The organism is Gottfriedia acidiceleris (assembly GCF_004138285.1).
Taxonomy (GTDB): domain Bacteria; phylum Bacillota; class Bacilli; order Bacillales; family Bacillaceae_G; genus Gottfriedia; species Gottfriedia acidiceleris_A.
The window spans coordinates 117,143-130,586 of record NZ_SCFN01000007.1 but is presented as its reverse complement, the minus strand read 5'-3'; the positions used below and the strand labels follow the sequence as shown (position 1 = coordinate 130,586).

Sequence of the window (13,444 nt, the reverse complement as noted above, 5' to 3'; positions counted from 1 at the left end):
ATTCATCATATATTGAAAATACAAACGTTAAATGATTTTCAATGAAAAAAGTCTATTTATTATTGTTTTATCTGTCAACTTATTGATAAACAAGTGATTTTGGTTGATAGATAAATGTTTTAACTAACTTGCAAAAATTAAAATATCTTCTTTTTTGACGATCAATATTGTAAAGATGTGTAAGTCGTCATCATAAGTTTACAATTTGATTAATAAAAGGTAATTCATTTGTTAAAATGACTATTCTATTGTTTTTAAGATTATTCTTTTTTTATAAAGAAACTTGATTGGAACGAAAGGGTGCTCGACTCCTATGGGAGAAGCGGGAAGGCTGAAACCCCGCAGGCGGCGCCGAGGAGGCTCAGGTCTCGCCCCATGGAAAGCGAGCACCCTGTAGTGGAAATCAATATTACACAACTTACTTATCAATGTTCAATCCAACAATTTAATTGACAAATTCTTTTTTCAACAACATGAACAAGGAGCAACTAATAGTTGCTCCTTGATGAAGGGGAAAGATTTTAGAAAAGATTTTAGGTTAATAAGTTAAATTGTCTTTAACAGACACCTCATTTGCTTTAATGTTCAATAAATTGGTACACCTATAAATAAATTATATGTTCTGCTCGAGACACCTCATTTACAAATTGGTATACTAATGACCTTTGTTTTTATAGATCATGTTCAAGCGCACCATCTCCTTAGATTTTTGCATTGCTGTATTTGACAACGATGTTTTATCCTTGGAGATACCTCATTTCACTTAAACAATTATCTGACTTAGGTTTGAACGCAAATTAAAATTCCTTTAACACACACCTCATTTCAATTTTTGAACTGGAAAGTGTGTTGCTTTCCCTTCAAGAATTATAATACCCTTAACCTAAAATAGTATTCAAAAAAAGAAGGATTTTTTTTTAGTATTCCATAAATATGATAATAAGGAAGTTAAGATTATTATTTGATACAATAAAATGAATAGGAAAAGTACATTTGAAAGGATTTGTAAAGAATGACTTTATTGCATGTAAAAGATGTCACAGGTGGATACACTAGACAGCCTGTCATTAAAGATGTCTCATTTACGATTAATAGGAATGAGCTTGTTGGGTTAATCGGGTTAAATGGTGCCGGTAAGAGTACGACAATAAAACATATATTAGGACTTTTGAAACCATCTAAAGGTGACATATTAATTAATGGTGAATCTTTTGATAAAGATCCAACTGCATATCGTGCTAGCATATCATATGTTCCTGAAACACCGATGATTTATGATGAATTAACTTTACAGGAACATCTTGAAATTACAGCCTTGGCATATAATATTCCTGAAAAGGATTTTAAAAAACGTAGTGAAGAGCTATTAAAAACATTTAGATTATATGATAAAAGAAAATATTTTCCTTCGACATTCTCTAAAGGGATGAAACAAAAAGTAATGATCATTTGTGCCCTTATTGTCCAACCACAGTTATACATAATAGATGAACCTTTTTTAGGACTTGATCCAATCGCGATAAATGATTTACTTGAGATTTTGAACAATGAAAAGGAAAAAGGAGCAGGCATATTAATGTCTACTCATATTTTATCGACTGCTCAAATTTATTGTGATTCATTTATTATTTTGCATGAAGGAGTAATTATTGCAAAAGGTACTTTAAACGAATTACAAACTCAATATAATATGCCAAATGCTTCATTGGATGAAATTTATATTTTTGCAACGAAGGAAAAAGAAATATGAGTACGATAAAAGAATTATGGTTAGCACGATTTAGGAGCTTCATTAAAGAAATGAGTAAATATGGTCGTTACATTTTTAATGATCACATAAAATTTGTAATTGTTTTTGGGCTTGGAGGAGGAGCATATTATTATCAACAAATGCTAAAAACAATTTCTCCAGATTTTCCGGTTATTTTACTAATCTCTATTCTTTTTAGTTTTCTTGTTGTAACAGGTCAAGTATCTACTTTTTTTAAAGGACCTGATTTACATTATTTACTACCTTTAGAAAAAAAGATGAAAAGTTACTTTGTCCGCTCCTTTTTAATTACGTACATCGTTCAAGTTTATTTAATGTTAATGATGTTAGGTGTGATTTATCCAATTTATAAGAAATTTTCACTAGGACAAACAACAAGTTTTATCGTCTTTATGGTAATAATTTTCTTATTAAAAGGATACAATCTCTTTGTTTCATTCTTACATCTTACAAATAGTGGTGTATTAAACCGAGCTTTTGATTATTGTTTAAGGTTGCTAGGTACCTTTTTATTTATTTATGGTTTATTAAGTAAATGGAGCAGTCTTTTCCTTGTAATAATGATCGTAATTTTAGCTGTTTATGCATTATCTATTCAAATAGGTAGTAAAAATAAAAGAATACAATGGGAAAGAAATGTTAAACTTGATACTTCAAGATTAGCGACTTTTTATCGATTTGCGAATATGTTTACTGATGTGCCGTCTATTCAACAACAAGTTAAGCGAAGAAAATGGGCCGATCCAATCATTAATAAAATGAAAATGAAAAATGCTGCGAATTATTTACTAGTTCGTACATTTATCCGAAATGGTAACTATTTAAGTATGTTTTTAAGACAACTTTTCGTAGGTGGGTTTGTAGTTTACTTAGTGCCTACTACGATTGGAAAAATATTGATAGGCATTTTATTTCTTTACGTAATTTCCTTACAAAATATGTCAATTTTAAAACAGTATAACTATCATTTGTTGTGGAAAATTTATCCTTATACAAATGATGAAAATAAAAAATCTATTTCGACACTTTTGTATATACTACTGATAATATGTAGTCTAGTTTTTAGTATCATTGGTTTAATAAAGGGCTTGTCAATTTTAAACTTTATTATTGCAATCGTTGTGTATACTCTATTTTCAATGTGGTTAATTAAATTCTATGTGCATAAAAGGTTAAGTAAGCCACAAAAATTGTAAAGGGTGGACAAAATGGATTCTTATGAACTTCGTATTCAGTACGAACTATCTAGATGGAAACAAAAAGTAATGTCCGATTCAAATATTTTTCAAGCATCTGCAAAAAAAGTCCAGTTAAAGCTTCAATCATTATTGCCAGAACAAATCCAAGATCTGCTTACAAAAACCGTTAAAAATATGATGGTTTTATTTATGGGAGGGTCTACTGTATTTAATGGCAGTGGTGAAGAGTATGAAACATTAACACTTAGAGAAAGAGATTTAATCTTAGATAAAAAGTTAAACGAGTACAAAAAGATTTCAGCTGTAGAAGGTGCTGGTACAGGAGCGGGTGGAATATTACTCGGTCTTGCCGATTTTCCGTTATTATTAGGAATAAAAATTAGGTTTTTAGTTGAGGCGGCCAAAATATATGGTTACTCTCCTAAAGATGAACTTGAACGACAATTCATGCTGTATATTTTTCAACTTGCTTTTTCAAGTGATAGCCATCGGAAAAAAGTATTTCAGGTTATTGAAAAGTGGGAAGATAAAGTAGATGAAAATCCTCAAGTCAATTGGGAGCAATTACAACTAGAATATCGGGATCATATCGATTTAGCAAAACTTCTACAATTAGTACCTATTATTGGAGCACCGGTTGGAGCGTATGTAAATTATCAACTCCTTGAACAATTAGGTGAAACTGCTAAAAATGCCTATAGATTAAGGTATATGAAGAAGAAGGAAGATCTTATCTAAAGAGTTACATACTAAAAGGAGAACTAAAAAGTTCTCCTTTTTCTTATTTTTGCTCAACTAATTTTTGTGATTGTTTTAATGAAGCTAATGTCACAGACCCAAGTGTTTTTGCTGCAATTAGCATAGCTTTTTCATCAAAATCAAATTTTGGATGGTGATGAGGGTATGCTTCTGTAACGTGAGGAGGTTTAGCTCCTGTGAAGAAAAAAGTTCCTGGTACTTTTTGTAAGTAGTATGCGAAATCTTCTCCGCCCATTTTAGGGTCCATTTCTTTTAATTGACTAACTTCATCAATTGATTCGGCTACTTTAACTAGTAAGTCAGTTTCTTTTTCATGATTTACTACTGGTGGATATCCATCATCGTACTTATATTCGTATGTAACATCATTTGCTAGACAAATTCCTTTAATGATTCTAGCTATTTGTTTTTTTACTTTTTCCTGTGTTTCCTTTTTGAATGTACGAACCGTTCCTATTAAGGTTGCTCGATCGGCGATTACATTAAAAGCATTTTTTGCTTCAAAACTTCCAATCGATAAGACTACAGTGTCAATTGGATTTGTTTCCCGACTAACAACCTGTTGAAGTGCCATAACAAGTTGACTAGCAATTACAATACTGTCTTTTGTTCGATGAGGTTCCGCACCATGACCGCCTTGACCCTGGATTGTGATTGAAAAACGATCAGCTGCTGCCATGATTGGTCCTTTTCGATAACCAATTGTTCCTAATTCTTCAATTGCCCACAAGTGGGTTCCATAAACCTCATCAACACCATCTAAACAGCCATCAGCAATCATAGAAATTGCTCCACCTGGTGCATATTCTTCTGCATGTTGATGAAGAAACACAACCTTACCGTCCCATGAATCTTTTTGATCATGAAGTGCTTTTGCTAAATATAATAGTGTGGCAGTGTGACCATCATGACCACATGCATGCATAACGCCAGGCACTTTTGAGGAATAAGGAACATTTTTCTCATCTTGAATAGGTAGTGCGTCAAAATCAGCTCGTAAAGCGATTGTTTTTCCAGGGTTTCGACCACTAATTGTAGCAACAACACCATTACCACCGACATTTGATTTGAATGGAATATTTAATTGTTGATAAAAGTTTTGAATGAATTTTGCTGTCTCGTATTCTTTAAATGAAAGTTCAGGATTTTCATGTAAGTATCTACGTGTAGATACCATTTCCGGATAATATGAATCTAATATAGAAAATAAATCTGACATTATTTCTCCCTCCTACTCACTATCTATATAACCTATTCAAGAAATGTAATTGATATCCTTCAAAATTATCTTCAATTAAGAAATGACGAAAAATGTATTTCCAAGGAAATATACATCGAAAAAAAGGAAATAATGACTTATTCGTGGGAATAAATGGATATACTATTTGTTATATGGTAAGAGAAATGAAGGTGAAATAATTGAAAAAATGGGGATTTTTAGCAATAGGACTGTTAAGTGTCCTGTTAATTAGCTTTGTTGGATTTTTACTAATCGTTTTCTTAGGTAATTATGTTATAGATGAAGATAAGTTAGTCGTCCATTCATCATCGGAAATGGTAGATTTAGAGGGGAATTTTATATCAAAGCTATATAATGAAAATCATCAAATCGTTTCAATTAGTGATATACCTGATTATACTAAACAAGCAGTAGTTTCAATTGAAGATGAACGTTTCTATAAGCACCATGGAATTGATACACAGTCAATCTTTCGGGCTATAGTAAATGATATAAAAGCATTTAGTAAAGTACAAGGTGCGAGTACACTTACTCAACAACTTGCAAAGAATGTTTTTTTGACGAACGACAAAACATTTATGAGAAAAACAAAGGAAGTAATTATAGCAATTAATCTAGAAAGAAAGTATACAAAAGATCAAATACTAGAAATGTATTTAAATCAGGTTTATTTCGGTCACGGGGTATATGGCATTGGCGGAGCTGCAAAATATTATTTCGGGAAAGATGTTAAAAATTTAACCATTGAGGAAAGTGCTTCTTTAGCAGCCTTATTAAAGGCTCCATCACATTATGATCCAGTCACACAACCAGGGCGATCTTTAGAACGTAGGAATCTTGTTCTTTATAAAATGCTAGATACGCATTATATAACTGAATCTGAGTATCAGAAAGCCAAAAGCAAACCAACAGTATTATATATTACGGAACAAAAGTTTGAAAACGGATATGCTACATATATTGATATGGTTATAAAAGAAGCAAAAGAGAAATATGGAATTTCTTATGACCAACTTTTAAATGGTGGATACAAGGTTGTCGTACCAATCCATAAAAAAACACAATTAACCGCCTATAAGTATTTTAAAAATGGAAACTATTTTCCGGGAACTGATCAAAATGCTGAAGGAGCCTTCGTATTAATAAACTCAGAAACAGGCGGTGTAGAGGCTGCAATTGGAGGTAGAAATTACTATTTTCAAGGTTTAAATCGTATTAACGTGAAAAGACAGCCTGGTTCAACGATGAAGCCTTTACTTGTCTATTCCCCAGCTCTTGAAACGGGAAACTATAATCCATATTCTTTATTACCAAATGAACAGAGTGCGTTAGGAGACTATAAACCGAAGAATTATAATGGAGTTTATACGAAAACGATTTCGATGTTTAACGCATTAATACAGTCAGCAAATATACCAGCAGTTTGGTTATTAAATGATATTGGAATTGATAATGCAAAAGAGTATCTAGAAAAAATGGATTTGAATATTCCCGATACAGGTTTAAGTATGGCGCTTGGAGGACTTAAAATTGGTTTAACACCATTAGAGCTAGTAAAAGCATATAGTTCCTTTGATCATGATGGGGATGCATTAGAGCCTTTTGTTATTAATGCAATTTATGATCGGAACAATGAATTAGTTGCCGAAGCGAAAATTAAGGAATATAAAGTGTTTTCATCACAAACCTCTTGGTATATGACAAAAATGCTAAAAGGTGTTGTAAATGAAGGGACAGCTAGTAGAGGAAGTTTTACTGGCGATTTAGCTGGTAAAACGGGATCTACAAATATACCTGGCCAAACAAATGGAAACAAAGATGCTTGGTTTGTAGGCTATACACCAGACGTGGTTGGCGCAATTTGGATGGGATATGATAAAACAGATTCAAAACATTTTTTAAGAAATGGTAGTACATATCCAACCATATTATTTAAAAAGATTTTAAGTGAAGCAGGTAGAGAACCATCTACAACATTTAAAAAGCCAAAAAATATAGACGATTTAGAATCACCGATAAATTTAGAGCCTATTTCTGATGTTCAATCAAAAGTATCATTCTCTCCATTTGGATTATTCACTGTCGTCATTAATTGGAATGCACCAACTGACCACAGACAACAATATCGAATCTATCGAGTGAAGAATGGCAAAGAGAAATTAGTAGATACTGTTACTGGTTTAGATGAGTACAAAGATTCCTTTGTAAATGTATTTAATGTACCTTCTTATTATGTAGTACCGTACAATCCTCAAACAAAAGAAGAAGGTGAGAGGTCTAAACTTGTCAAACCCAACATAAGAAATAAGGAATAGACATTTTAAGGCTCTCCTTCTTATCAAATGATTTGAAGGGGAGTTTTTTATTTGCTATTACTACTAAAACTATGTTTGTAAAAACTGTAACTCTAACAAAAGAATAGTAAAGAGATTAAGAAGATTGAACTATGAGATAACGCTTAATCGAACATTAAAAAATGAATTATTAAACTAATTTATTTTATGAAAAGTATTAATAAATAAAGATTATTAATTCGATATTTTAGACATATTTTGATATAATTTTTAATGGGAAAAGTCTGGTAGTAAAATAGGCCTATTAATTGAGAAGAATTGTAAAATCTTTGAACATTATGTGTCAAAATTCGAGTTTTCTATACAATTAATGGTTCAATCAGTATATTTAATAGTAGAGTTTGGAAAAGTGAAAGGGAGACTTTGAAGGATGAAAAAAGATTTTAACGATACATTTCTTAAAGCGATTAGAGGAGAAGAAGTAACGCATACACCAGTTTGGTATATGAGACAAGCAGGGCGTTCTCAGCCAGAATACCGAAAAATAAAAGAAAAATATTCTTTATTTGAAATTACTCATCAACCTGAATTATGCGCTTACGTAACAGCGCTTCCAGTGGACCAATATAATGTTGATGCAGCTATTTTATATAAAGATATTATGTCTCCACTTCCTGCAATTGGAGTAGACGTAGAAATTCAATCAGGAGTAGGACCGGTAATAAGCAATCCTATTCGTTCATTAGCAGATGTAAAAAAGTTAACTGATATTCATCCAGAGGAGCAACTACCTTATATCTATGAGACGATTAAATTATTAACAACAGAGGTTCTTTCTGTTCCATTAATTGGATTTGCAGGTGCACCTTTTACAGTTGCTAGCTATATGATCGAAGGTAGACCGTCTAGAAACTATAATAAAACAAAATCATTTATGTACGCAGAGCCAGAAGCATGGTTTGCTTTAATGGATCATTTAGCAGAAATGACAATCAAATACGTAAAAGCACAAGTTAAAGCAGGGGCAAGTGCAATTCAATTATTTGATTCATGGGTTGGTGCTTTGAATGCTAATGATTATCGCATTTATATTAAACCATGCATGGAAAAGATTTTTACAGCACTTAAAGCAGATCATATTCCTACTACTATGTTTGGAATTGGAGCAAGTCATTTAATTCATGAATGGAATGAACTGCCTGTAGATGTAATTGGTTTAGATTGGAGAACTTCTATTACTGAAGCTCGCTCTTTAGGGATTACGAAAACACTTCAAGGTAATTTAGATCCTGCATTTTTATTAGCACCATGGGAACAAATTGAAAAACGTGCGAAGGAAATATTAGATGAGGGTATGGCAAATCCAGGTCATATTTTCAACTTAGGTCATGGGGTATTCCCTGAAGTAAATCCTGATACTCTTAAACGATTAACAAGTTTTGTACATGAGTATTCATCAAGGGTTAAAGCTTAATATAAAAGGACTATGGTGATGACATGAAAGAAAAAATCGGTTTATTAGTTATGGCTTACGGCACGCCATATAAAGAAACAGATATTGAGCGTTATTATACAGATATTCGTAGAGGTAGAAAGCCTTCGCAAGAGGCACTAGAAGAACTGACAGAACGATATCGTGCAATTGGAGGAATCTCTCCTTTAGCAAAAATAACAATTGAACAAGCTAAAGCATTAGAAGAAGATTTAAATAAGATCCAAGACAAAGTAGAATTCAAAATGTACATTGGACTGAAGCATATTGAACCATTCATTGAAGATGCAGTAGACGAAATGAAAAAAGATGGTATAACGAAAGCGGTTAGTATCGTACTTGCACCACATTATTCTACGTTTAGTGTTAAATCGTATAACGAACGTGCTACAAATCATTCTGAAAAAATTGACGGACCAAAAATCATCCATGTAGATGATTGGTATAAAGAAGAACGATTTATTCAATATTGGGTTCGTGAAGTAGAAGCTATTCTTGAACCAATGAATGAAGAGCAACGTGTGAAAACGGCATTCATTTTTTCAGCGCATAGTCTACCTGAAAAAATTCTTAACTTTGGAGATCCATACCCAGAGCAGCTTAAGCAAACTGCCGAGTTAGTTGTACAGCAATCAGATATTCGTCATTATTTTCTAGGTTGGCAAAGTGCAGGTAATACACCAGAGCCTTGGCTAGGACCTGATGTACAAGATTTAACACGTGAGTTGGATGAAAATTATGATTTTGAAACATACGTCTATTTACCATTAGGATTTGTAAGTGAGCATTTAGAAGTACTGTATGATAATGATATAGAATGTAAACAAGTAACGGATGAAATTCAAAAAGCATATGTTCGTCCACCGATGCCTAATACGGATCCATTATTTATTAGTGGGCTTAGTACAGTTGTATTAAGAAAATTAAACGAACAATAATATGGTTTTGAAATAGGAGGTAAAGAAGTGAATAAGAAGGTTGTCATTATTGGTGGCGGTATTACTGGATTGACATCTGCCTACTATTTAAAACAAGAAAAATTAAAAAATAATCTTCCAATTGATATTCAATTAATTGAAGGTTCATCAAGGCTTGGAGGAAAAATCCAAACAATTAGAAAAGATGGATTTGTTATTGAGCGTGGTCCTGACTCATTTTTGGCAAGGAAAAAGAGTGCATATCGATTAGCTGAAAACTTAGGTATCCAAGATCAAATCGTTTTTAACTCAGCTGGAAAATCCTATGTATTAGTCCATAATAAATTACATGGTATGCCAGAAGGTTCAAATATGGGAATTCCTACACAAATTAAACCCTTTATTTTTTCAGGTCTATTTTCACCAGCAGGAAAAATCCGTGCAGGTTTAGATTTTGTTTTACCAAAAACACATGTCCAAGGGGATATGTCATTAGGTAAATTTTTTAGAAGAAGACTTGGTAATGAAGTAGTTGAGAATCTAATTGAGCCCCTTTTATCGGGTATTTATTCAGGCGACATTGACCAAATGAGTTTAATGGCGACATTTCCTCAATTCTTCCAAATTGAACAAAAACATCAAAGTATTGTTTTAGGTATGAAAAAAGAGATGCCTGTGAAGAAATCAAAAGGTCCGAGAAAAGGAATTTTCCAGACTGTAAGTACAGGTCTTCAAACAATCGTTGAACGAATTGAAGAAGAGTTAGATCAAGAGGAAGTTTTAAAAGGTGTACAAGTAGTTAATATAAATAAAATTGGAAAAAAATATGAGATTGTACTTAGCAATAATGAAAAGATTGAATCAGATTCAATTATCGTTACTGTACCTCATCGTTTTATTCCACAACTATTTAACAATAAACCTGTATTTGAGCCATTCAAAAAAGTTCCTTCTACATCAGTTGCGAATGTTGCACTTGCATTTCCAGAGCATGCAATTAAGAAGGATATAAATGGTACAGGCTTTGTTGTTTCTCGAAACAATGATTATAATATAACAGCGTGTACATGGACTCATAAAAAATGGTCACATGCATGTCCAAAAGGTAAAGTTCTATTACGTTGTTACGTTGGACGACCTTACAATAAGGAAATAATCGATAAAACGGATGAAGAACTTGTTGAAATTGTTTTAGAAGATTTAAGAAAAACGATGGATATAACTGAAAAACCAGAGTTTTATATTGTTTCAAGATGGAAAGATGCTATGCCTCAATATACGATTAATCATAAAGAGCGTACGAAAGATATGGAACAATATTTACAAAAAGAAATGCCTGGTGTATCGGTAATCGGTTGCTCATTTTATGGGTCCGGATTACCAGACTGCATAGATCAAGGTGAAAAAGCAGTTTCAGATACAATTGCATACTTGTTCGCGCATGAAAAACAAGCAGTTCGAAATTATTAAGGATTTATTATACTATCTAGTAAAAATAGAGCAACCAAAAAGTATTTCGATACTTTTAGGTTGCTCTTTTTATTATGCCTCTGTACTAATAATTAATAATATGTTTAATAATTTCGTTAAGAAAATTGAAGATCCTAAAAGACTTCACTTAAAAACTATCTTTTAAGCAATTTGAGCAAGTGTTACTGTAGCAATCATGTTGTTCTTCAATCGTCGAATTACAGTGTTTACATAATTTCTTTGGTAATAGTTTTAAAAATTCGGACATTTTTACAAGCATGTTACCCACTCCTTTAGTTAACTTATTAGTATTGTATTACTACAACCTATTTTGTGTCAATCTGTATTAGTACAATTTTTTAAAAATAATCTAAACGCCTATTTATTTAAAACAGTAAGTACAAGCTTATAAATTTAAATTTTCATAGAAATAATAAGTACAAAGGAGTGTGTTTGTTTTATGAAAGTAACCGTTATTGGTTATTGGGGCGGCTATCCTGGCAAAGGTGAGGCAACTTCATGTTATTTATTTAAATCAAAAAATTTTAATCTATTGGTTGATTGTGGTTCAGGTGCATTAGCTACGTTACAAAATTACATAGATCCTAATAGCTTAAATGCTGTAATCCTGTCACATTATCATCATGATCATATTGCAGATATAGGAGTACTACAATACTTCAAACTTGTAAACGCTGGAAAGGATAAGTTTGCTTTACCTATATACGGACATAATTTTGATAATGTAAAATTTAATTCGTTAACATATAAAGAAGCAACAAAGGGATATGAATATCATCCAAATGAAGCTCTCGACCTAGGACCATTTACTATTCGTTTTATTAAGACAGTTCATCCGGTAGATTGCTTTGCCATGCGAATTGAAACAGCAACTCACTCAGTAGTCTATACAGCAGATTCAAGCTATTCTGAAGACTTCATACCGTTTTCTTCCAACGCGGATTTGCTTATAAGTGACTGTAATATGTATGAAAATCAAGATGGAGCTAAAGTGGGTCATATGAGCAGCAAAGATGCTGCAACAATTGCAAGTGAAGCAAATGTAAAAGAATTATTATTATCACATCTCCCTCATAGTGGAGATACAAAAGATTTAATAAGTGAAGCCCAAAAGTATTATAATGGACTTGTTCATTTAGCTTATACAGGATTTGAATGGAAATCAAAATTATAGGAGGATACACATGCTATTTTTAGATAATAGGGGAATAACGGATCCAACATTAAATTTAGCGATGGAAGAATATGCGCTAAAAAATCTAGATCCTGAAAATACATATTTTTTATTTTATATTAATGAACCATCAATCATTATTGGTAAAAATCAAAATACTGCCGAGGAGATTAATGCTTCATATGTAAATGATCATAATATCCATGTAGTCCGAAGATTATCTGGCGGTGGAGCTGTATATCATGATTTAGGGAATCTTAATTTTAGTTTTATTACAAAAGATGATGGTGACAGCTTTCATAATTTTAGAAAGTTTACTGAGCCAGTGATCGAAGCATTAAAAGAACTCGGTGTGAATGCTGAACTTAGTGGAAGAAATGATATATTAGCAGAAGGTAGAAAAATCTCAGGAAATGCACAATTTTCTACTAAAGGTAGAATGTTTAGCCACGGTACATTGTTGTTTGATAGTGATATAGATGAAGTTGTAAATGCATTAAATGTAAAGCTAGAAAAAATTCAATCTAAAGGAATTAAATCAGTCCGAAGTAGAGTTGCAAACATTAAGGAATTTTTAAAAGACGATTTAACAATCCTAGAATTTAAAGATTTAATTTTACAATCTATTTTTAAAGAACATGGGAAAATAGAACGATACGAATGGACAGATGAGGACATAAAAAATATTAAAGAGCTTGCTGAGAGTAGGTACCGTAATTGGGATTGGAATTTCGGAAAATCTCCTAAATGCAATATTCAACAAAGTAAAAGATTTACAGCAGGTTCGATTGATCTTCGTTTAGATGTAAACAAAGGAATCATTGAGAATGTTAAAATTTATGGTGACTTCTTTGGAGTAGGGGATGTATCTGATATAGAACAGCTTCTGATTGGCAGTAAATTTGATCAACAAGAGATTGAAAATAAGCTAAATGAAGTTAATTTTACCCATTATTTTGGTAATGTAACGAAAGAAGAATTTATGAGTTTATTATTTTAAAAAAAGAGTAGGAAACTACTCTTTTTTTGTTTGTTAAATAATTAGAAGTCTAAAAAGTGCTAGTTTTCTCACTTGTCAGAATTGTTTTCTAGCAATATAATATATTT

At 32.1% G+C, this 13,444-nt stretch carries 11 protein-coding genes; 9 read left to right on the top strand and 2 right to left on the bottom strand.

The features are described from left to right. The first annotated feature begins 1,012 nt into the window (after positions 1–1,012). The 3 genes from EP747_RS12550 to EP747_RS12540 are packed head-to-tail and all read left to right on the top strand — an operon-like array spanning position 1,013 to position 3,708. Positions 1,013–1,750: an ABC transporter ATP-binding protein gene (locus EP747_RS12550; protein ID WP_098233652.1), complete on the top strand. Its 738-nt coding sequence runs from the start codon at positions 1,013–1,015 to the stop codon at positions 1,748–1,750. Beyond that, on the top strand, positions 1,747–2,967 hold the full coding sequence (locus EP747_RS12545) for an ABC transporter permease (RefSeq protein WP_129690424.1): 1,221 nt from the start codon (positions 1,747–1,749) through the stop codon (positions 2,965–2,967). The genes EP747_RS12550 and EP747_RS12545 overlap by 4 nt, the downstream gene beginning before the upstream one ends. A 12-nt stretch (positions 2,968–2,979) precedes the next feature. Next, complete coding sequence (locus tag EP747_RS12540) at positions 2,980–3,708, top strand: EcsC family protein (RefSeq protein WP_129690422.1); 729 nt, start codon at positions 2,980–2,982, stop codon at positions 3,706–3,708. Between the two features lie 43 nt (positions 3,709–3,751). On the opposite strand, the gene EP747_RS12535 is transcribed toward EP747_RS12540, so the two are convergent. After that, positions 3,752–4,951 carry a M20 family metallopeptidase gene (locus tag EP747_RS12535; RefSeq protein ID WP_328590729.1) on the bottom strand — a complete coding sequence of 400 codons (1,200 nt, stop codon included), beginning with the start codon at positions 4,949–4,951 and terminating at the stop codon, positions 3,752–3,754. Positions 4,952–5,148: 197 nt separating this feature from the next. Here EP747_RS12535 and EP747_RS12530 point away from each other — a divergent pair, with 197 nt between their 5' ends. From EP747_RS12530 to hemY, 4 genes are all read left to right on the top strand, one after another. Next, on the top strand, positions 5,149–7,284 hold the full coding sequence (locus EP747_RS12530; protein ID WP_129690418.1) for a transglycosylase domain-containing protein: 2,136 nt from the start codon (positions 5,149–5,151) through the stop codon (positions 7,282–7,284). 409 nt (positions 7,285–7,693) lie between these two features. Then, complete coding sequence (gene hemE / locus EP747_RS12525) at positions 7,694–8,737, top strand: uroporphyrinogen decarboxylase (RefSeq protein ID WP_129690416.1); 1,044 nt, start codon at positions 7,694–7,696, stop codon at positions 8,735–8,737. Between the two features lie 23 nt (positions 8,738–8,760). Continuing rightward, the gene (hemH, locus tag EP747_RS12520) at positions 8,761–9,693 is read left to right on the top strand and encodes a ferrochelatase (RefSeq protein ID WP_129690414.1); all 933 of its coding nucleotides are present in this window, start codon (positions 8,761–8,763) and stop codon (positions 9,691–9,693) included. A gap of 27 nt (positions 9,694–9,720) precedes the next feature. Next, on the top strand, positions 9,721–11,142 hold the full coding sequence (gene hemY, locus EP747_RS12515; protein WP_129690412.1) for a protoporphyrinogen oxidase: 1,422 nt from the start codon (positions 9,721–9,723) through the stop codon (positions 11,140–11,142). 148 nt (positions 11,143–11,290) lie between these two features. On the opposite strand, the gene yhfH is transcribed toward hemY, so the two are convergent. Then, positions 11,291–11,410 (bottom strand): protein YhfH, encoded by a 120-nt coding sequence (gene yhfH, locus EP747_RS12510; protein ID WP_407920504.1) that lies wholly within the window; start codon positions 11,408–11,410, stop codon positions 11,291–11,293. A gap of 192 nt (positions 11,411–11,602) precedes the next feature. On the opposite strand from yhfH, the gene EP747_RS12505 reads away from it, so the two are divergent. Both EP747_RS12505 and EP747_RS12500 read left to right on the top strand, forming a co-directional pair. Continuing rightward, positions 11,603–12,337 (top strand): MBL fold metallo-hydrolase, encoded by a 735-nt coding sequence (locus EP747_RS12505; protein WP_129690410.1) that lies wholly within the window; start codon positions 11,603–11,605, stop codon positions 12,335–12,337. A gap of 10 nt (positions 12,338–12,347) precedes the next feature. Further along, positions 12,348–13,337, top strand: a complete 990-nt coding sequence (locus tag EP747_RS12500) for a lipoate--protein ligase (RefSeq protein ID WP_129690408.1) — start codon at positions 12,348–12,350, stop codon at positions 13,335–13,337. Positions 13,338–13,444: the final 107 nt, after the last annotated feature.